The organism is Croceitalea vernalis (genome assembly GCF_031846405.1).
GTDB classification, from domain to species: domain Bacteria; phylum Bacteroidota; class Bacteroidia; order Flavobacteriales; family Flavobacteriaceae; genus Croceitalea; species Croceitalea vernalis.
In genome coordinates this window covers 25,973-45,747 of sequence record NZ_JAVRHU010000001.1, presented here as the reverse complement: position 1 = coordinate 45,747, position 19,775 = coordinate 25,973, and the positions used below count along the sequence as shown (strand labels likewise).

Sequence of the window (19,775 nt, the reverse complement as noted above, 5' to 3'; positions counted from 1 at the left end):
ATTTTATTAATAGAGTTTAAAAATTAACTCCGGGTTAAGCCTTATTCTATTTAATAAGTATGTTCTTATATCGTTCTAAATTTTTTAAGGCAATACCCGTTCCTCGAACAACCGCTCTAAGAGGGTCTTCCGCTATATAAACAGGTAAGTCTGTTTTTTGCGACAAACGTCGATCCAAACCTCTTAACATAGAACCACCACCAGCCAAATAAATACCTGTATTGTAAATATCGGCAGCTAGTTCTGGAGGTGTTTGTGACAAGGTCTCCATTACAGCATCTTCAACACGCAGGATACTTTTATCTAAGGCCTTTGCAATTTCTCTATAAGAAACTTGAACCTGTTTAGGCTTTCCGGTCAACAAATCACGACCTTGAATAGACTTGTCGTCTGGGGGTGATTGAAGATCTTCTGTTGCAGAACCAATTTCAATTTTAATTGCTTCGGCTGTGCTCTCACCAACATAAAGATTGTGTTGAGTTCGCATATAGTAAATTATGTCGTTCGTGAAAACGTCACCTGCAATTTTCACTGATTTATCACAAACAATACCTCCAAGAGCGATAACAGCAATTTCTGTTGTACCACCACCTATATCAACAATCATGTTACCTTTCGGTTGCATAATGTCAAGCCCAATACCAATTGCAGCGGCCATGGGTTCATGTATTAAATATACTTCTTTACCATTAACACGTTCAGCGGATTCACGCACTGCTCGCATTTCAACTTCAGTAATACCTGATGGTATACAAATTACCATTCGTAACGCAGGAGGAAACCATTTTTTCTTTAAAGCAGGTATGTTCTTAATGAACATATTAATCATCTTTTCAGAAGCATCAAAGTCTGCAATAACACCATCTTTTAAGGGTCTAATGGTCTTAATATTCTCATGAGTTTTGCCTTGCATCATGTTGGCTTCTTTACCAACAGCAATAATTTTTCCAGTTATTCGATCACGGGCCACTATTGAAGGACTATCGACTACTACTTTATCCAAATGAATAATTAGCGTATTTGCCGTACCTAAGTCAATGGCAATCTCTTCAGTCATGAAATCAAAAAAGCCCATAAAAATGTTTGTTTATCGGATTAACGGTAAAATTTATCGGCAAAAGTAGTGAAATGAAGAATAAAAATTGTTTATCACAACCTAAATGTTTCATTCCGAAAGAGAACAGTAATTAAAACTTCAAAACAAATCTGAAGAATTAATGTTTAAAATGTCGAGTACCTGTCATCACCATCGCCATGTCGTGTTCATTACAATAGTCAATACTCAATTGATCTTTAATTGAACCACCGGGTTGAATAACACTAGTAATACCAGCGTTATCTGCAATTTCAACACAATCGGGGAAAGGAAAAAAGGCATCACTGGCCATAACAGCTCCATTTAAATCAAATTTAAATGAACCGGCTTTATGAATTGCTTGATTTAAAGCATCAACTCTTGAGGTCTGTCCGGTTCCACTTGCACATAATTGTTTGTTCTTTGCTAAAACAATGGTGTTTGATTTGGAATGCTTACAGAGTTTAGATGCAAACAATAGGTCTTCTAATTCTTTTTCAGAAGGCTTATTTTTTGTAGCATACTCTAAATCAGTAATAGTATCTGTTTTAAAATCTTTGTCTTGAACTAAAACTCCATTCAAACAAGTACGTACAATAGTCTCAGGTAATGTAACATCATTTTGAATTAATATGATTCTATTCTTTTTACCTTTTAAAATTTCTAGCGCATCCTCAGAATAACTAGGCGCGATTACTACTTCGCAAAATAATTTATGTATTTCTTCAGCCGTCTCGGCATCAATTTCAGTATTAGCGATGAGAATACCACCAAAAGCGGAAACCGGATCTCCTGCTAAAGCATCAACATAAGCTTGGCTTATAGTTTCTCGTTGCGCTAATCCGCAGGCATTATTGTGCTTTAGTATAGCAAATGTTGGAGCTTCACCTTTAAACTCGTTCATTAGTAATACTGCAGCGTCAACATCTAACAGATTATTATAAGAAAGAGCTTTGCCGTGTAATTTGTCAAACATGGCTTCAAAATCTCCGAAGAAAAACCCTTTTTGATGAGGGTTTTCGCCATATCTCAGTACTTGACCTTTTTGTTCACTAATTTTTAAAACGGCTTCTTCATGATTTTGATTGAAATAATTAAAAATTGCGGTATCATAATGTGATGAAACATTAAAGGCCTTAGAGGCAAAACCTTTTCTATCTACAATTGTAGTTTGTCCATTTCCAGTGGCAATAACATTTAGAAAATCTTCATAATCCTCCATGGAAGAAACGCATAGGACATCCTTATAATTTTTTGCCGCGGCTCTAATTAATGAGATTCCTCCAATATCAATCTTTTCAATAATATCTTGTTCTGATGCACCACTTGCAACTGTTTTTTCAAAAGGGTATAAGTCAACTATTACAATATCCAATTGAGGAATTTCAAATTCTTCCATTTGTGCCACATCTCCTTCATGGTCTTGACGATTTAAAATACCTCCAAATACTTTAGGATGCAATGTTTTTACACGTCCACCTAAAATGGAAGGATAGCTTGTAACATCTTCAACAGGAACAACATTAACTCCGAGTTCTCTGATGAATTTTTCTGTACCTCCTGTAGAATAAATGGTAATTCCTAGTTCGTCAAATTTTCTAATTATTGGTTCTAATCCGTCTTTATGAAATACTGATATTAAGGCTGATGTTGCTTTCTTTGTGGTGTCCATAGTTGTTTTACTGCAGAAAAAAATTAAGCCTCAAAAATACTTTTTTTAAAAGCATCAATGAGATTGGGTTATCAACAAAAACCTATAAGTTTTAAAGAATTTCGGCTACTTTTTGATTCACGAACTCTAAAAAGCGTTCGTCTTCTTCACTAAAAGGATCTGGTGTGTCAGAATCTATATCAATTTGACCTATATTTTGGCCATTCTTAAAAAGCGGTACTACAATTTCTGATTTTACATTGATGCTACAAGCAATGTAGTTGTCTTGAGCTTGAACATCAGGAACTACAAAGTTTTCGTTACTCTCGGCAACTTGACCACAGATTCCTTTGCCAAACGGAATAATGGTATGGTCGGTGGGTTCTCCGGCAAATGTGCCTAATTTTAATTCACGTTTCTCACCATTTTTAAAATAGAAGCCTACCCAATTATAATAATTAACTTCTTTTTGTAGTAGGTTACAGATTTCTTGCATTTTTTTAGTTGTGGAGAACTCAACTTTATTAACGATACCTTCAATTAAAGGCTCTAAGTTTTTAAACATTTAATAATTTTTTTGGAACTTAATGTTGTTTTTAATAATAAAAACTTTCTTTAGGAAAAGCTAATTTAGTGATACCAAATGATTCTCTGAGAGTATTTTTCCAGTGTCAGAATACCCTTCTATAATAACCATGATTTTTTTCTCATTCTCTATTGGTACTTTTAATTTGAGTGATTGGTTGTTATCACGAGTTATGGCAGATTCCCAACCCAAGATTCCAAAATGTTTAAAGCTAACATTGCTAGTTTCAAAATACTCATCACGGGTAAAGGGTTTAGGGGTATCAAAACCTTTGTCAATTGTAATTTCTTTGCTGGTGATTTTATGTGATGGTAAAGGTCGATTTTTATAAGCATCATTAGTAAATACTACTAATTTAATGGAACACCCATTTGGTCTATCCCAATATATTTCATCTATATATTCTCTACCAATATTTTCATAAGAATCAAAATATTGGTCATAAACACCGTCAAGCACAATTGATGGAAATACTAAGCCACATCTTTGGTTTCTTTTAGCTATTTGAAGTGTTCCAGCTCTTCTGCCTTTGGCTCTTGGGCTTATTAGTATTGATGAGAATCCTTGTTTTCGAACAAAATCACCTAAATTCAAAAACCCAGAACTACTATCTACTTTCATACTTTGGTAGGTTGGAAAAAATCGCTGGTATTTAAGTTTTTTAGCAGTTACGATTACCTCATCAAGCTGCTGTGTGTTTTCAGTAATACTCATGACTTGGGATAACTCGTTCATAAAATTCTCTGATTGATGCACATGGTTGGTGCTAAACCTATGTCTATAGTTTGAAATAATTGGTTTTATGGTGTAACTAAAATTAGCTTTATAGGGTTTACCATCTTCGCCAATTAATGAAAGATTTAGCTTGCTTCCTTTTTCTAAAACTAATTCGTTAAAAATGAATTTATTATTACTTACTTCAGCATTCATCAAAAGTTCGTTAGTCTTGGAATATAAAACCACCATTTGAGGCTTCACATTTTTATTTCTAGGCTCAATTACACCTTCAATAGCACCTGTGTAAAAATTTGAATCAGGTATGGATAAGTTTTTGTTTAAAATATTTTTCCATTGGTATTTTGGTTTTGCTAGGATGCTTAATTGATCCATAAAAGCTAAATCTTCAAATGATTTTATTTCCTTAGTCCATAAGTCACGCCAGTCAGGTCCATTAAAGTAAGGTTCAAGTTGCAATGCAAAAAATGCTTTTTTTCTAAATCTTTGTGCCCTTGTTTCACCTGGTAATATTGATATACTCAAATTATTCCAATCATCTTCAAAATTCTTATAATGTTTAACCGCTAACTCGATAGTGTCACTTTTTTTATTTTCATTATTAATCGCAAATTGCTTTGGTTGTAAATCAGAGCGGTGATAAAATATTCTACTCGTTTGTATTTTGCCTTTTCCGTCTAATATTGAGAATGTATTTACCCCTTCAAAAAGAACATCATAATTAATTTTGAATTCATATTTGCCATTCGCTAAATACTTTTCAATTTCAAAATCAATTATGTTCTGATCTTTATGTATCAGAAAAAAAAGGTCATGAAATCTTTCCTTTTCATCAATCCTAGTGTCAAATACTTGTATAACAATTTCATTTTTATGGGGGTTTCTAGCCACTGCTAGTGTTACACCAGATTTTTCAACCGGTGGCAATTCTTTTTTTAGAATAGTACCATTTTGGTAAAGTTTTAGGCTATATCGTTCACCATAGTTTGGCACTAATGAAAATGAGCCAAAGCCATGCTTATTAAAATTGAGTTTTGAAATTCGTTTATTCTCATTATTAACCAAAAATGCTGAATCTGGAACTATCACTCTTCCCATTTCATCTGAAGCTTTTGTAACACATTTGATTAACACATTAGATAATAATTTTCCCCCTTCGGGAGCAATAATTATCTCTGGTTTTTCCGTTTTTTTATAATACTCATAGTTGACAAAATTGTTAGTAGAAGAATTATTTACAAGTACTGGATATTTAGTCGAGTCGTCCTCTTCAAAATTCTGCATAGAGGCTGTATAAACTTGCAAAAAGTATAAGCCTGAACTAAGTGAATTAGTTAAAAATAATTCTCCGTTTCCTATACCATTACTGAATAAAATGGTTTTTTGTGCTAATACCTCACCTTGGTTATTAATGAGGTCAACATATACAAACTCTTTATCAGTGCTCGGAAGGTTCTTTGTTTGGTTAAAAATATAGGCGCTGAACCAAATATGTTCTCCAGTTAAAAAAACGGTCTTATTAAGATGTAAATGAACACTCTTTCTATCGCTTTTAAAATAATTATAATATGCTTCTAGAAAGGAAGAATTGATTTGATTTGACTGACCAAACGAATAAAATGATAACATTAAAAAAATATAGCTAATTGAAAATGTGCGTTTTGCATTCATTTGCCCCGTTTTCATTAAAGTTAAGAAAAAATCAAAAAATAGGCCCATATGTAGGTTTTTCTTAACTTTGTACTGTGTTAAAAGTATTTCGAAAGTTCTCTTCTGTAATAATGGCGCTAATGCTGTTACTTTCAACAGTCTCTTGGACAGTTGATAAGCATTTGTGTATGGGAAGGGTTATGGATATAGCTCTCTTTACCAAAGCGAATGATTGCGGAATGGAAGCTGCTATGACACTTCTTGAAAATGAAGGTTATGAGAATCACTGCTGTGATGACGAAACCTTTGTTATGGAAGGTCTAGATGATTTAAAATTGAATTTCAATGATTTTGATTTTGATCAGCAAATTTTCTTAGTAGTTTTTACAACTTCATTTTTCTACATAGAGAACAATATAGAAAGAGAAAAACTTTCTTACGAATATTACCCACCTCCCATACTCGTCAAAGACATCCAGTTACTTGACGAAGTTTTTCTAATTTGATTTATTCTATAAAAGTGGATTTTTTAAATCTATAGAAATTGATGATTGTCCTTTTCGGATAATTATCATATTAAAGAATTAAATCAAATAAGAAAATCATGAAAAATACATATGTAATAATAGTTGCAATACTATTATTCTCATTTATCGCACAAGCGCAAGGACCGCCAATAACAGCTGATAAACCAATAATGCTAGGTGGCGGGAGTTTTACAACAAAAACCCTTACTGAAATTCGTAAAACAGAACGAGGAACTTTTGTTTATGTTCCCCTAATGTTGCATTATCTGCCTTCTTCCAATTCTTTGGTGGCAGTTCATTTGCCTTATATAAATTATGATATTGAAAATGGGTCTTCAGGAAGCTCAATAGCCGATATTAAAATATTGGGGAAGTATCAGTTTTTTAGAAAAGATGCCACGGGGAAAACTTTTCGTGTCGTCGCTAAAACATTACAAAATTTACCAACAGGGGAAACATTAGATGTTATGGAATTAAGTACGGGTAAGTATTCCGGATATTATGGAATTATAGCTGGTTATGAAACCCTAAAATATGGTATTTCAAATGAGATTGGTTATAACTGGATGCCGGGTGGTACTTTGGACGAATTCAGGTATAAATTAGGTTTTGGCCTTCCACTTTTAAAGCCACAATATCCCAATAATCAGATAAACTTATATTTTGAATATACCAACTCCTGGTTGGTAGAGCGGGATTGGTATCAGTTGTTATATGCCCAGGGAATTCAATACGCTAGAAAAAATATAACCTTTGATTTAGCAGTTCAAGTTCCTTTGGTCAATGATGTCGATGCAGGTCGAAAGTTAAGTCATAGTATCTTTTTAGGCACTCGATTTACATTTTAATAATATAAAAAAACAATAATGAAAAAAACAATAATAGTAACATTGGTCGTTGGAATGATGACAATGTTTAGTGCAAATGCACAAAAGGCGATGGATAAATTTATGGTTCAGGTAGACGGTTTAGGTTGCCCTTTCTGTGCATACGGGCTTGAGAAAAAATTCAAGGAATTTAATGGAATTAAGAATGTTAAGATTGACATTGAAACTGGAGATTTTAGTTTTAAATATCCGGCAGAAAAGGCTTTAACCATGGAGGCCGTAGAAAAACAAGTTGAAAAAGCTGGGTATACACCTGTAACTTCTAAAATAGAACGAGCGAATGGTGAGGTTGAAGAATCTAAAGGAGCAATGCTATCAGATAGTAGTGAAAGAACTATTACTAAAAAAATGATGGTTGCAGGCAATTGTGGTATGTGTGAAGCACGTATATCAAAAGCTGCAAAAAGCGTGAACGGCGTTTCAGAGATTTCTTGGAACAAAGATACCAAGATGATGGAAGTGTCTTTTGACACGGGAGCTACAAGCTTATCTCAAATTGAAATGGCAATTGCTAAGGCGGGTCACGATACTAAAAATCATAAGGCAAAAAAAGGAACTTATAATGAGTTACCGGCTTGTTGTCATTACGAACGCATTACAAAATAATATCATGAAAGACTTATATATACTGGTTACTGTAGTAGTTCTTTTTAGCTCTTGTAAGCAAGAAGAAGTACCTAAAGAATGGAAATTAGCTACTGTTATTCAATTGGAGGGTATAAACCCGATTGGAATTACTGAATTGGATGGGAAATTATGGCTTTCAGATGGAGACCATAATCGCTTGGTGCAAATAGATGAAAATGGTGTTATTGAAAAGACAATTGATTCTTTGGATAGGCCAATGCATATAGATGCGGATAAAGTGTCAATTTTTATTCCACAATATGGTAAGGACAATGTTGCCGTTTTTAAAAACGGAACTCTGGAGGACCTTTTTTTAAATGATAGTTTAGATGCTCCTGCAGGAGTTGCTGTTTACAAATCGGAAAGAGCTATTGCAGACTTTTATAACAATCGTATTCTTTTTAACAATGGTAAGGATTGGATTTCATTTGGAGAAGAAGGCAAGAAACAAGGAGAATTCTATTACCCTACAGATGTACAAATAACAGATAGCTTAATATGGGTTGCTGACGCTTATAATAATCGTATACAGGTTTTTGATAAACAGGGAAATTTTGTGCAAATGATGGGTCAAAACCAAAAAATGAATGCAGCTACAGGCATTTATGTTTCGGATAATGAAGTATTCATAACTGATTTTGAAAACGACCGTGTTTTAATTTTTGATAAGGATGGAAATTTAAGGCAGACATTAAGGGATGAAATTGAAAAGCCAACAGATATGATTATCATCCAAGAAACCTTGTATATTATCAATTATAGGAATGGAAAATTGTCGTCTTATATATTGAATCCGATTGATAATAGTATGTCATGAAAAATTCTTTTAGTATTGAAGGAATGACTTGTAAAAACTGCGTTGCATCGGTTACTGAAAAACTTTTAGGTGTAGATGGAGTATATACGGTCGATGTTGATTTGCGAAAAGGAGAAGCCGAAATAGAAATGAAAGAACATATTTCTATTTCGGCACTCAAAAATGTATTGCCTAAAAAATATTTTATTGAACAAAAAGTCAAAGGTAAAGCGGATGACAACCTGCCTTTTGACAGGCTTAGGAAGACTCAGAAAAATGAAAAAGTGATTGGAGAGAAAACTAAGCTACAACAGCTAAAACCTCTATTGCTAATTTTTGCGTATTTGTTCGCCTCATCTTTCTTATTGAATTATGATAATTGGAGTATTGGAGAAGCAATGTTAGATTTTATGGGGCTCTTTTATATTGTCTTTAGTTTCTTTAAGTTTTTAGATTTAAAAGGTTTTCCGGAGAGTTTTGGAATGTACGATCCAATAGCCAAGCTTTTTCCTTTTTATGGCTGGATTTATCCATTTTTAGAGTTGTGTTTAGGTGTCATGTTTTTGATGAGATTTCAAATTTCAACAGCCTTATTAATTACCATACTTATTTTAGGAGTCACCACAATCGGTGTAACCAGAACCTTATTGAATAAAAAACAAATACGTTGTGCCTGTTTGGGCACGGCCTTGCAATTACCAATGACCGAGGCTACCTTTATTGAAAACAGTATAATGTTAGTCATGGCAATCATTATGTTAGTTCAAATATTTTAATCAATTTTTATGGCAAGTAGAAAACTTGCGCTTTCCATTAGAAAGACGCATCGATATCTAGGTTTATTTTTAGGGCTACAGTTTTTATTATGGACTATTAGTGGACTTTATTTTAGTTGGACCAATATTGATGAAATTCATGGCGACCATTTTAAACAAGTACCTCTCTCTGAACCTTCTTTTTCAGATTTATTAGGAACTTCGAAAATTGAAGCGGTTAACCCTATAACTTCCTTAGAGCTTATCGCTATTGCGGATAAACCTTATTATTGGATAAATAAGAAAGATTTAATTAATGCAAAAACTGGATTAAGAAAGTTAGAAATTACCCCTGAGGAAGCGTTGGAGGTGGCTTCAAGGTACATGAGGACGGACTTAAAAGTTAACAGTATACATCAAATAGATAGCGTTGGACCACATCATGAATATCGGGGTAAACCTTTACCTGCATATGAGATTTCTTATGAATCTGCTGAAAATATTAAAGCTTATGTCGCTTTAGCAAATGGTGCTTTTCAAACTGTACGTCATAGAGAATGGCGTTGGTTTGATTTTCTTTGGATGACCCATACAATGGATTATCAGAGTAGAGATAATTTCAATACCATAGTATTACGAGCTTTTAGCTTATTGGGTCTTATAACCGTTGTAAGCGGATTTACTCTTTGGTTTGTAAGCTCGCCATCTTTAAGAAAAGTTAAAGGAAGCAAGTCTAACCGGTCACGAAATTCTGTATAAAAACCATTGTTTTATTGGTGTTTTTACCTAAAAAAGGTTAATTGCTTGTAATTAGCAATTTCAATTTTGTCAATTGATCTTCTTTTATTTAGATTTAAGAACAGAACAATTTTTTAAATAAAAACTAAAATGAAACTTAGAAAAATTAAACTCTTACTTCTGTTTTTGGTTTTTGGTTTAACCTTTCAAGCCGAAGCCCAGTTGAAGAAGGTAGCAACGGTTGAAGGTATTACGGAATACAATTTAGAAAATGGATTAAAGGTCTTATTGTTTCCAGATAATTCATCGCAAACAATAACTGTTAATATAACTTATTTGGTAGGGTCTCGTCATGAAGGTTATGGTGAAAAAGGGATGGCACATTTATTGGAACATATGGTTTTTAAAGGGACTCCTAATCATCCAGATATTCCTAAAGAACTTTCAGCAAGAGGAGCTAGACCAAATGGGACTACCTTTTATGACAGAACCAATTATTTTGAAACTTTTAATGCTACAGATGAAAATTTAGTTTGGGCTTTAGATTTGGAGGCAGATCGAATGGTCAACTCTTATATTGCAAAAGAAGACTTAGATTCAGAGTTTTCCGTTGTCAGAAATGAGTTTGAAAGTGGTGAGAATAGTCCTTTTAGAGTTTTATGGCAGTCAGTTAGTAATGCGGCATATCAATGGCATAATTATGGTAAGACTACAATTGGTAACAGATCAGATATTGAACGTGTTCCCATTGAAAATCTTCAGGCTTTTTACAAAAAATTCTATCGTCCAGACAATGCTGTTCTTATGATTACTGGCAAGTTTGAAGAGGCTAGAGTTCTAGAACTTGTTGAAACTAAGTTTGGTGTTTTAAAATCACCTGAAATGCCTTTACGAGACTCATATACCGAAGAACCAGCACAAGATGGTGAAAGAAAAGTAAGCGTTAGTCGTGTAGGTGATTTACAAATTGTATCGGCTTTGTATCATACTCCTGCTGGTTCACATGAAGAATATGCTGGTATCGCTTTGATTGAAAATATTTTAGCTGATACACCTTCTGGTAGGTTATATAAAAAGTTGGTAGATGGTAAAAAGGCCTCATCACTTTTTACTTTAACCCCTTTTACCAAGGAACCAGGTTATATGTATACACATATTGAAGTACCTTCTGATAAGAATGCAGATGAGGTGGAAACTATCTTTAAAGCCACCATGGATAATTTTGAGCCGATAACCCAAGAAGAACTTGATAGAGCCAAAGCTAACATAGCAAAAGAGATTGATCAAATCAGCAGAGATTCTAACTATTTAGGAACCTATATGAGTGAATTTATAGGAGCGGGGGATTGGCGTTTAGCATTTATTTTTAGAGATAGAGTTGAGGGCATGACGGTTGAACAAGTCAACGCAATCGCATCTAAATATTTTATTCCATCAAACAGAACAATAGGTCGTTTTATACCTACAAAAGATCCAATATCGGTATCAATTCCTCATACTGAAAACTTACAAGCTGTTGTTTCTACCTACAAAGGGAAAGAGGACAAAGGAACAGGAGAAGCATTTGATGTGAGTTATGATAATATTCAAAACCGTTTAGATTCTGGTGTTTTGTTTGATAAAGTGGAGTATGGCTTTATTGAAAAGGAAAATAGAGGTGAAACCGTTATTTTAAGTTTTAATATGCGCAATGGTGATGTAAATTCACTGATGAATCAAGGTATGGTTCCGTCGTTGACAGCAAGTCTTTTGAATAAAGGAACAACCTCTAAATCTAGACAAGAAATTGAAGACGAACTCAGTCAATTAAAATCATCAATACGATTTAGTGCTCGAAATGGTAATATTTATGTGAGTATTGAATCTACAGAAGAGAATTTACTTGGGACCTTAAATTTAATGTCTGAAATCATTAAAAACCCCTCTTTTGATGAAGCTGAACTCGATAAAATAAAGACACAGCGGCTAGCAAGTCTTGAGGAGAATAGAACACAGCCAAATTTTTTAGCCTCAAATCGATTGGGTGAAATTAATAACACTTATCCAAAAGGTCATCCATTGGCTTCAATGACAATTGAAGAACAAATAGAAGCAATTAACGAGGTTTCTAGAACGAGTGTTCAAGAATTCTACAATACATATTATGGTTTAGGAAGAACTACTTTAATAGCCATTGGTAATTTTGATAAAGCGGCGGTTAAAAGCTTTATAGAAAAAGAATTCAAGGGTTTTGAAAGTAAAGTTTCTTATGCAGAACTAAAGAATCCTTTTAAAGTAAATAAAGCTGTTAATGAAAACCTACTTACACCAGATAAAAAGAATGCAATTACCCTGGGCTCTTTAGCTGTAAACATGAGTGAATATGATGATGAATATGCCGCTTTAAACGTTGCCGGTGAAATATTAGGCGGCGGCTTTTTGAACTCTAGAATTGCAGATCGTCTTAGACAAAAAGATGGTGTTAGTTATGGGGCAGGAGGCTCTTTGAATATCGATGGTGATAAGGTTGATAAAAATTCTTCTTTCATTGTTTATGCAATTTATAATCCGGATAACCTAGATAAGGTTCAGCTTGGTTTTAAAGAAGAAATTGCACGTTTCATTAAGGATGGTATCACCGAAGAAGAGCTTACAAATGCTGTTAATGGATGGGTTCAAGGCAAAAATGTTTCTAGAGCCAAGGATAATGAACTTTCTAGTTTGGTAAATAATAATATTTACTACAATAGAGATATGAGTTTTCACAAAGCCTTAGAGGCTAAAGTTAAGGCGCTTTCGGTTTCGGATGTAAATGCAGCGATTACTAAGTACATGAAACAATTTTCAGAATGGACTGTTGTTAATGCAGGTGATTTTGAAAGAGAGAAGGAATAATTAAATTCACTTCTTAAAATTAAAAAGCCCTGTTGATTAACAGGGCTTTTATTTTATAGAATAAACTATTAAGTCGTTTATTTCATCTTTAGATTACATCATGCCTGGCATTCCACCACCACCCATTGGTGGCATAGCGGCTGGAGCATCTTCTTTGATATCAGTTAATGCACATTCTGTAGTAAGGATCATGCCTGAAACAGAAGCAGCATTTTCAAGTGCAACTCTAGTTACTTTCTTAGGATCAATGATACCTGCTTTCATCATCTCAACATATTTGTCAGATTTAGCATCATAACCATAATCTCCTTTGCCGTCTAAAATCTTAGCTACCACAACAGAACCTTCGCCACCCGCATTTTCAACAATTGTTCTTAATGGAGCTTCAATAGCACGTGCTACAATTTGTAATCCTGTAGCTTCGTCCTCATTTTCAGTTTCAACTTTAGTCAGTAAAGATTTTGATCTTACTAGTGCAACACCTCCACCAGCAACAATACCTTCTTCAACAGCAGCTCTAGTAGCATGCAAAGCATCGTCTACACGATCTTTTTTCTCTTTCATTTCAACTTCAGAAGCAGCACCTACATAAAGTACAGCTACTCCACCAGCTAATTTTGCTAAACGCTCTTGAAGTTTTTCCTTATCATAATCTGAAGTCGTAGTTTCGATTTGAGATTTTATTTGGTTTACACGAGTTTTAATAGTTTTTGCATCGCCAGCACCGTTTACAATGGTAGTGTTGTCTTTATCTATTGTTACTCTTTCAGTAGTACCTAACATGTCAATAGTGGCAGTTTCAAGAGAAAAACCTCTTTCTTCAGAGATAACGGTACCATTTGTCAAGATAGCAATGTCCTCTAGCATTGCTTTTCTTCTATCTCCGAATCCAGGAGCTTTAACAGCGGCAATTTTTAAAGAACCTCTCAATTTATTTACCACTAGGGTAGCTAAAGCCTCTCCATCAACATCTTCAGCTATAATTAGAAGTGGCTTTCCTGATTGAGCAACAGGCTCTAATACTGGAAGTAAATCTTTCATTGAAGAGATTTTCTTATCAAAAAGAAGTATGTACGGATTTTCTAAATCTGCAACCATCTTTTCAGAATCCGTTACGAAATAGGGAGAAAGATATCCTCTGTCGAATTGCATACCTTCAACTACGTCAACGTAAGTATCAGTTCCTTTAGCTTCTTCAACAGTAATTACGCCTTCTTTTCCAACTTTTCCGAATGCTTGGGCAATTAAATCCCCAATAGTTTCGTCATTGTTTGCTGATATAGAGGCAACTTGTTTAATCTTGTCAGAAGAATCACCTACTTTTTTAGATTGTTTCGATAAGTTTTCTACAATAGCTTCTACTGCTTTATCGATACCTCTTTTCAAATCCATCGGGTTTGCCCCAGCAGCAACATTTTTTAGACCTTCTTTTACTATTGCTTGTGCAAGAACTGTCGCAGTTGTTGTACCATCACCTGCTAAATCATTAGTTTTTGACGCAACTTCTTTTACCATTTGAGCACCCATGTTTTCGAGGGCATTCTCTAGTTCAATTTCTTTCGCTACAGTAACTCCATCTTTGGTTACTTGAGGTGCACCGAATGATTTGCTAATAATAACATTTCTTCCTTTTGGTCCTAAGGTTACTTTAACTGCATTTGCCAATGCATCAACACCTTTTTTAAGGCCATCACGTGCATCTATATCAAACTTAATATCTTTTGCCATTTTCTTAGTTGTTTTATTAAATTATACTATTGCTAAAATGTCACTTTCGCGCATCATTAAATAATCGGTACCTTCTAATTTTAGTTCAGTACCAGCGTACTTACCGTATAAAACTGAATCACCAACCTTTACGGTCATGTTCTCATCTTTGGTTCCAGGTCCTACTGCAACTACTTTTCCTTTCTGTGGTTTTTCTTTAGCGGTGTCAGGGATTATAAGACCAGATGCCGTTTTAGTTTCAGCTGCCATAGGCTCGATTAGAACTCTATCTGCCAATGGTTTAATGTTAACTTTAGCCATTTTTATAAATTTTAGGTATTTGTTTAATATTCTCTTTAAGATTTGGCAGAAATTATGCCATTACATAAAAACTGACATTATTTTAAAGCAAAAATGCCAGCTTGTCATCTAAGCTGGCATTTTTGTTTTTATGTATTTTGATTCTACTGAATAGTATCCAATGGATTGGTTCCTTCAGAAGCAGGAACTTCTTCTGGAATTTCATCTGGTACAGTTTCAGGTATCGTATTTTCTATATCATCACCACCTTGCAGTAATTTAGATTCTGCTTGACCATAGTTACCTTTTAAAGCAACATTTGATAAAAGAATTAAGACTATTAAAAGCCCGGACAATGTCCAAGTACTCTTGTCAAGAAAATCGCCTGTTTTTTTAACACCACCAACAACTTGGTTTCCACCTCCACCAAAAGAAGAAGATAAACCTCCGCCTTTAGGATTTTGAACCATAATGACCAAAATCAACAATAGGCAAACAACGATTATTAAAATTAAAAATATAGTAAACGTACTCATTATTTCACTCGTTTTCTTTCTGCAAATTCTTCACTCTCCGAATTTGGTCTGCAAAGAAACCACTTTTTTCCGGATATTTCAAACTCAATATTTTAAAAGCCTGAATCGCTTTTTTGTACTTTTTTTGCTCCAAATAAACCTTGGCCAAGGTTTCTGTCATCAACTCATCTTGGTCAATTTTTACAGAAGCCTTAATATTGATTTTTGTAGTAGAATCTTCTTTTGGTATTATTCTGGGTTTATTTTCAATAAATTTATCAAGCAAATCAAACTTTTTCTGCTTTTCTAGTTTCTTTTCTTCAGCACTTCTATGAATAGGTTTTTTTGAAGTTAGTTGCAACCACTCATTAAATGAGTGCTTTTCACTAACTGTAAACGGTAATGGTTTGCCTATTTCAAGTTTCGCAGTATCATTTTCAGTAAATTCAACTTCTTTTGTTTCAAATAGTTCAGGATTTAAAATGTCTTCCGCATCCTTTATATTTTGGGGTAAAGCACTCTTCTCTTCAGTTTCACCAAGAATAATTTCCGTATCTGGATTTGGTTCTATTTCTTCTGAAATAGCTTCTTTTTCTTCTAGTTTAGTGGTTCTGCCAAGAATACTATTGGCAATTTCATTTTGGGTAAATTCAGGAGTAGTAATAAAATCAAAAAGTACCTCTCTATCGGCGGAATGAGCCGCCGTAATTTTTAAGGCATTGTTGTATTTATAACTGTCTAAATTTTTAAGCCCTTTTAAATGTAAAGCACGTGCCGCTTGAAAATACGGATATTCTTCAATCATTTCTTCTAATTCTCTAGTTTGAGAAGGAGATAGAATGGTATCTGATTTTTGAAGAATATGTATAAAGTCGGCTACGTTCATTTTACCAATCAGCTAATGATTCATTAAAAATATCTTGTGTAATACGTTCAAAAAGCTCTTCGTGTGCCTGACTTTTAATCGATTCTAACAATTGAGTTGCAGGAAAATCAAAGAAAAAAGAAAATCTCTTTTCAAAATCCGAATCCTCTTTCGTCGTATTAAAAAATCTTACGTTAACGCTCATAGTTAACCTGTTTTGAGCAGCAGTTTGATTTGCTGTTGCAGACATAGGCGAAACTCGATATTCAACAATTTCTCCTTCATAAACTAAATCACCATTATTACCGGTTAAGTTCAAACTAGTCAAATTGGTAATAACATCTTGTAAAGCGTTCGTGAAATCACGATCTAATTGAGGTTCAATAGTGGAACCTGGTGATTGATCTGCGTAGTTCTGAAAGAAATTTACTTGAAAACTCTCTGCAGTACCCGTACTTGCTCCAGAAAAGTTATATACACCGCACCCATTTAAAACTATAGTTGAAGTGATAATTATTAATAGCAAGATTTTTTTTGTCATTTTTCTAAAATTCATCACAAATCGTATTGTTTTATTTTTCTGTAAAGAGTACGTTCAGATATTCCCAGTTCAGAAGCCGCCGCTTTTCGTTTACCTCGATTTCGTTCTAGAGATTTTTTTATCAACTCAATCTCCTTTTCTTGTAATGAAAGGGTTTCTTCTTCCTGAATCTCTTCAGCAAAATGATAACGGTCTTCCTGAGTGATAATCGGATTTGAATTTTCAATGACCGGTTCAGGTAGTTGTAATACTTCCGCTGCAATTTCAGTATTTTCAACCGGAATTTCAGGTTCGTCTTTACTTCCGTATATTTTTTGAATCAATGTTTCATTTTCTTCTTGAACCTTGTCAGAATCATTATTCTTTAGCAGCTCCAGAGTTAATTTTTTTAAATCATTAAGGTCCCCTTTCATATCAAAAAGAACCTTATATAAAATTTCTCTTTCATTGCTAAAGTCACCACCTCTTTTTTCAGAATCTCCAACTACTGCCGGTAGATTTGTACTATTTGAATTTGGTAAGTAACCATTAAGGGTAGTGGCGGTAACTATTCTTTTTTCTTCTAATACCGAAACTTGTTCCGCAATATTGCGTAATTGTCGGATATTACCAGGCCATCTGTATTTCAATAATAGGTTGACAGCATCATCCGATAGTCTAATAGTTGGCATCTTATATTTTTGACCAAAGTCTGAGGCGAATTTTCTAAATAATAAGTGAATGTCATCTTGTCGTTCTCTTAATGGTGGAATGCCAATTTCTACAGTGCTTAGGCGATAATATAAATCTTCTCTAAATTTTTCCTTTTTAATAGCTTCAAACATATTTACGTTTGTAGCAGCTACAATTCTAACATCAGTTTTTTGAACTTGAGAAGATCCAACTTTCAAAAATTCACCATTCTCAAGAACTCTGAGCAACCTAACTTGCGTAGTGAGAGGTAATTCACCAACCTCATCTAAAAATATAGTTCCGCCATCGGCAACTTCAAAATAACCTCTTCTCGTCTGCGTGGCTCCTGTAAAAGCTCCTTTTTCATGCCCAAATAACTCACTATCTATGGTCCCTTCAGGAATTGCACCGCAATTCACAGCGATATACTTAGCATGTTTGCGGTGAGATAAAGAATGAATGATTTTTGGAATTGATTCCTTACCGACACCACTTTCACCAGTAACCAAAACAGAAATATCGGTAGGTGCTACCTGAATCGATTTTTCGATGGCACGATTGAGTTTTGGGTCATTACCAATAAGCTCAAAACGCTGTTTTATAGCCTGTACACTTTCCATCTTAGTTGTTCTTAGAATAAGCAACAGCTTCACCAATTAAGGTTGCTGAGGTACAATCATTTATCTTAACCATTACAAAATCACCTTTTTTGTAATGTTCTTTTGGAAAAACGGCTACAGTGTTTTGAGAATTTCTACCCATCCAATGTGCGTCAGATTTTTTCGAAGTTCCTTCAATTAAAATCTCCTGCGTTTTTCCAACATGTTGCTGAGTTCTATAATGGCCATGTTTTCTTTGTAATGCTATGACCTCTGCTAGTCTTCTTTTTTTGACATCTTCGGGTACATCATCGTCTAACTTTCTTGCCGCCATTGTTCCAGGGCGTTCAGAGTAAGCGAACATAAATCCGTAATCATATTTTACATATTCCATTAACGAGAGAGTATCTTGATGGTCTTCTTCCGTTTCTGTTGGAAAACCAGATATCATATCTTGACTAATAGAACAATCAGGAATCAGTTTTCTAATATTATCTATAAGCTCGAAGTATTCTTCCCTCGTATGCAAGCGATTCATCGCTTTAAGTATGCGATTACTTCCGCTTTGAACTGGCAAATGAATATAGTTGCAAATATTTTCATACTGAGCCATCGTCTCAATAACATCAAGTGTCATGTCTTGAGGGTTTGATGTAGAAAATCGGATTCGCATTTTAGGTTGCGCTAAAGCACATAGTTCTAAAAGTTTTGAGAAGTTTACAGAGGTTGCTTTTTGAATTTCAGAAGCTTTTTCAAAGTCTTTTTTTAAACCTCCACCATACCATAAATAACTGTCCACATTTTGACCCAATAAGGTAATTTCTCTAAAACCTTTATCCCACAAATCATTTATTTCTTCTATGATAGATTGTGGATTTCGACTACGTTCACGTCCGCGAGTAAAAGGCACAACGCAGAATGTGCACATATTATCGCAACCTCTTGTTATTGAAACAAAGGCGTTGACTCCATTGGTATTCAATCTTACAGGTGCAACATCGCCATAAGTTTCATCCTTTGAAAGAATAACATTTACTGCATTCCTTCCTTCGTCAATTTCTTGAATTAAATGTGGTAAGTCTTTGTATGCATCAGGGCCAACGACCATGTCAACAATTTTTTCCTCATCTAAAAATTTATCCTTTAAACGCTCGGCCATACATCCCAAAACCCCAACTTTCATTTTTGGATTAATCTTTTTGACGGCATTGAATTTTTCTAAACGTTTACGAACAGTCAATTCAGCTTTTTCTCTAATTGAGCAGGTATTAACGAGTACTAAATCTGCTTCGGCCAATTCTTGGGTTGTGTTAAAGCCCTCTTTTTCTAAAATTGAAGCTACAATTTCACTATCAGAGAAATTCATTGCACAGCCATAACTTTCAATATATAGCTTACGCGTATTCTTTGAGTTTTCAGAGAGGGTCAAGGTGGTACCTTGAACAGTCTCATCTAATACTTTTTCTGTACCTAAAGTAGGTTTCATTATGGCTTTATTTAGCATCTGCAAAGATAGTACTTAAACTTATTTATATGACAATATGACAGTGTGTTTTAGGCTTATTTTATGTTTTTGACGTAATATATCATTGTTATTTTAACAAGTAATGGACTTTGACTTGTATTTGACCTTGCATTAGATTTAACATTGTAATAAAAGTTTTATACGCAACTT

The 19,775-nt window shown here is 34.2% G+C and carries 18 protein-coding genes; 7 read left to right on the top strand and 11 right to left on the bottom strand.

What is annotated here, in order from left to right; genetic code table 11:
* Positions 1-46: 46 nt before the first annotated feature.
* From RM520_RS00180 to RM520_RS00165, 4 genes are all read right to left on the bottom strand, one after another.
* The gene (locus RM520_RS00180; RefSeq protein WP_311383678.1) at positions 47-1,075 is read right to left on the bottom strand and encodes a rod shape-determining protein; all 1,029 of its coding nucleotides are present in this window, start codon (positions 1,073-1,075) and stop codon (positions 47-49) included.
* Positions 1,076-1,214: 139 nt separating this feature from the next.
* The gene (gene purH / locus RM520_RS00175) at positions 1,215-2,747 is read right to left on the bottom strand and encodes a bifunctional phosphoribosylaminoimidazolecarboxamide formyltransferase/IMP cyclohydrolase (RefSeq protein ID WP_311386564.1); all 1,533 of its coding nucleotides are present in this window, start codon (positions 2,745-2,747) and stop codon (positions 1,215-1,217) included.
* Positions 2,748-2,838: 91 nt separating this feature from the next.
* Positions 2,839-3,291: a GAF domain-containing protein gene (locus RM520_RS00170; protein ID WP_311386563.1), complete on the bottom strand. Its 453-nt coding sequence runs from the start codon at positions 3,289-3,291 to the stop codon at positions 2,839-2,841.
* Positions 3,292-3,351: 60 nt separating this feature from the next.
* Positions 3,352-5,766, bottom strand: coding sequence for a hypothetical protein (locus tag RM520_RS00165; RefSeq protein WP_311386562.1), 2,415 nt, complete (start codon positions 5,764-5,766; stop codon positions 3,352-3,354).
* 26 nt (positions 5,767-5,792) lie between these two features.
* Here RM520_RS00165 and RM520_RS00160 point away from each other — a divergent pair, with 26 nt between their 5' ends.
* The 7 genes from RM520_RS00160 to RM520_RS00130 all read left to right on the top strand — a co-directional run bounded on the left by RM520_RS00160 (position 5,793) and on the right by RM520_RS00130 (position 12,901).
* Entirely contained in the window at positions 5,793-6,203 is a 411-nt protein-coding gene (locus tag RM520_RS00160) for an HYC_CC_PP family protein (RefSeq protein WP_311386561.1), read from the top strand.
* Between the two features lie 98 nt (positions 6,204-6,301).
* On the top strand, positions 6,302-7,072 hold the full coding sequence (locus RM520_RS00155) for a hypothetical protein (RefSeq protein WP_311386560.1): 771 nt from the start codon (positions 6,302-6,304) through the stop codon (positions 7,070-7,072).
* Between the two features lie 18 nt (positions 7,073-7,090).
* The gene (locus RM520_RS00150; RefSeq protein WP_311386559.1) at positions 7,091-7,717 is read left to right on the top strand and encodes a heavy-metal-associated domain-containing protein; all 627 of its coding nucleotides are present in this window, start codon (positions 7,091-7,093) and stop codon (positions 7,715-7,717) included.
* A 4-nt stretch (positions 7,718-7,721) separates the two neighbouring features.
* The gene (locus tag RM520_RS00145; RefSeq protein WP_311386558.1) at positions 7,722-8,555 is read left to right on the top strand and encodes an NHL repeat-containing protein; all 834 of its coding nucleotides are present in this window, start codon (positions 7,722-7,724) and stop codon (positions 8,553-8,555) included.
* Positions 8,552-9,310, top strand: a complete 759-nt coding sequence (locus tag RM520_RS00140) for a heavy-metal-associated domain-containing protein (RefSeq protein WP_311386557.1) — start codon at positions 8,552-8,554, stop codon at positions 9,308-9,310. The genes RM520_RS00145 and RM520_RS00140 overlap by 4 nt, the downstream gene beginning before the upstream one ends.
* 9 nt (positions 9,311-9,319) lie before the next feature.
* Positions 9,320-10,048 (top strand): PepSY domain-containing protein, encoded by a 729-nt coding sequence (locus RM520_RS00135; protein WP_311386556.1) that lies wholly within the window; start codon positions 9,320-9,322, stop codon positions 10,046-10,048.
* Between the two features lie 129 nt (positions 10,049-10,177).
* The gene (locus RM520_RS00130) at positions 10,178-12,901 is read left to right on the top strand and encodes a M16 family metallopeptidase (protein ID WP_311386555.1); all 2,724 of its coding nucleotides are present in this window, start codon (positions 10,178-10,180) and stop codon (positions 12,899-12,901) included.
* Positions 12,902-12,994: 93 nt separating this feature from the next.
* On the opposite strand, the gene groL is transcribed toward RM520_RS00130, so the two are convergent.
* From groL to miaB, 7 genes are all read right to left on the bottom strand, one after another.
* Complete coding sequence (gene groL, locus RM520_RS00125; protein WP_311383667.1) at positions 12,995-14,629, bottom strand: chaperonin GroEL; 1,635 nt, start codon at positions 14,627-14,629, stop codon at positions 12,995-12,997.
* Positions 14,630-14,650: 21 nt separating this feature from the next.
* Positions 14,651-14,929 (bottom strand): co-chaperone GroES, encoded by a 279-nt coding sequence (locus tag RM520_RS00120; RefSeq protein WP_311383666.1) that lies wholly within the window; start codon positions 14,927-14,929, stop codon positions 14,651-14,653.
* 143 nt (positions 14,930-15,072) lie between these two features.
* Positions 15,073-15,444, bottom strand: coding sequence for a preprotein translocase subunit SecG (secG, locus tag RM520_RS00115; RefSeq protein WP_311383665.1), 372 nt, complete (start codon positions 15,442-15,444; stop codon positions 15,073-15,075).
* Between the two features lie 4 nt (positions 15,445-15,448).
* Positions 15,449-16,309 carry a DUF8458 domain-containing protein gene (locus tag RM520_RS00110; RefSeq protein WP_311383664.1) on the bottom strand — a complete coding sequence of 287 codons (861 nt, stop codon included), beginning with the start codon at positions 16,307-16,309 and terminating at the stop codon, positions 15,449-15,451.
* A 1-nt stretch (position 16,310) separates the two neighbouring features.
* Positions 16,311-16,829, bottom strand: a complete 519-nt coding sequence (locus RM520_RS00105; RefSeq protein ID WP_311383663.1) for an LptE family protein — start codon at positions 16,827-16,829, stop codon at positions 16,311-16,313.
* A 14-nt stretch (positions 16,830-16,843) separates the two neighbouring features.
* A complete protein-coding gene (locus RM520_RS00100) occupies positions 16,844-18,121 on the bottom strand; it encodes a sigma-54 interaction domain-containing protein (protein ID WP_311386554.1) in 1,278 nt (425 codons plus the stop codon).
* 1 nt (position 18,122) lies between these two features.
* Positions 18,123-19,586, bottom strand: a complete 1,464-nt coding sequence (miaB, locus tag RM520_RS00095) for a tRNA (N6-isopentenyl adenosine(37)-C2)-methylthiotransferase MiaB (RefSeq protein WP_311386553.1) — start codon at positions 19,584-19,586, stop codon at positions 18,123-18,125.
* Positions 19,587-19,775: the final 189 nt, after the last annotated feature.

What these genes read in the sequence shown, in the direction of transcription:
- RM520_RS00140 (WP_311386557.1), top strand. Translation starts at nt 8,552, where the DNA reads ATGAAAAATTCTTTTAGTATTGAAGGAATGACTTGTAAAAACTGCGTT.
- RM520_RS00130 (WP_311386555.1), top strand. Translation starts at nt 10,178, where the DNA reads ATGAAACTTAGAAAAATTAAACTCTTACTTCTGTTTTTGGTTTTTGGT.
- RM520_RS00150 (WP_311386559.1), top strand. Translation starts at nt 7,091, where the DNA reads ATGAAAAAAACAATAATAGTAACATTGGTCGTTGGAATGATGACAATG.
- secG (WP_311383665.1), bottom strand. Translation starts at nt 15,444, where the DNA reads ATGAGTACGTTTACTATATTTTTAATTTTAATAATCGTTGTTTGCCTA.
- RM520_RS00180 (WP_311383678.1), bottom strand. Translation starts at nt 1,075, where the DNA reads ATGGGCTTTTTTGATTTCATGACTGAAGAGATTGCCATTGACTTAGGT.
- RM520_RS00145 (WP_311386558.1), top strand. Translation starts at nt 7,722, where the DNA reads ATGAAAGACTTATATATACTGGTTACTGTAGTAGTTCTTTTTAGCTCT.
- RM520_RS00100 (WP_311386554.1), bottom strand. Translation starts at nt 18,121, where the DNA reads ATGGAAAGTGTACAGGCTATAAAACAGCGTTTTGAGCTTATTGGTAAT.
- RM520_RS00170 (WP_311386563.1), bottom strand. Translation starts at nt 3,291, where the DNA reads ATGTTTAAAAACTTAGAGCCTTTAATTGAAGGTATCGTTAATAAAGTT.
- RM520_RS00135 (WP_311386556.1), top strand. Translation starts at nt 9,320, where the DNA reads ATGGCAAGTAGAAAACTTGCGCTTTCCATTAGAAAGACGCATCGATAT.
- RM520_RS00155 (WP_311386560.1), top strand. Translation starts at nt 6,302, where the DNA reads ATGAAAAATACATATGTAATAATAGTTGCAATACTATTATTCTCATTT.
- RM520_RS00120 (WP_311383666.1), bottom strand. Translation starts at nt 14,929, where the DNA reads ATGGCTAAAGTTAACATTAAACCATTGGCAGATAGAGTTCTAATCGAG.
- miaB (WP_311386553.1), bottom strand. Translation starts at nt 19,586, where the DNA reads ATGAAACCTACTTTAGGTACAGAAAAAGTATTAGATGAGACTGTTCAA.
- groL (WP_311383667.1), bottom strand. Translation starts at nt 14,629, where the DNA reads ATGGCAAAAGATATTAAGTTTGATATAGATGCACGTGATGGCCTTAAA.
- purH (WP_311386564.1), bottom strand. Translation starts at nt 2,747, where the DNA reads ATGGACACCACAAAGAAAGCAACATCAGCCTTAATATCAGTATTTCAT.
- RM520_RS00105 (WP_311383663.1), bottom strand. Translation starts at nt 16,829, where the DNA reads ATGACAAAAAAAATCTTGCTATTAATAATTATCACTTCAACTATAGTT.
- RM520_RS00110 (WP_311383664.1), bottom strand. Translation starts at nt 16,309, where the DNA reads ATGAACGTAGCCGACTTTATACATATTCTTCAAAAATCAGATACCATT.
- RM520_RS00165 (WP_311386562.1), bottom strand. Translation starts at nt 5,766, where the DNA reads ATGGGCCTATTTTTTGATTTTTTCTTAACTTTAATGAAAACGGGGCAA.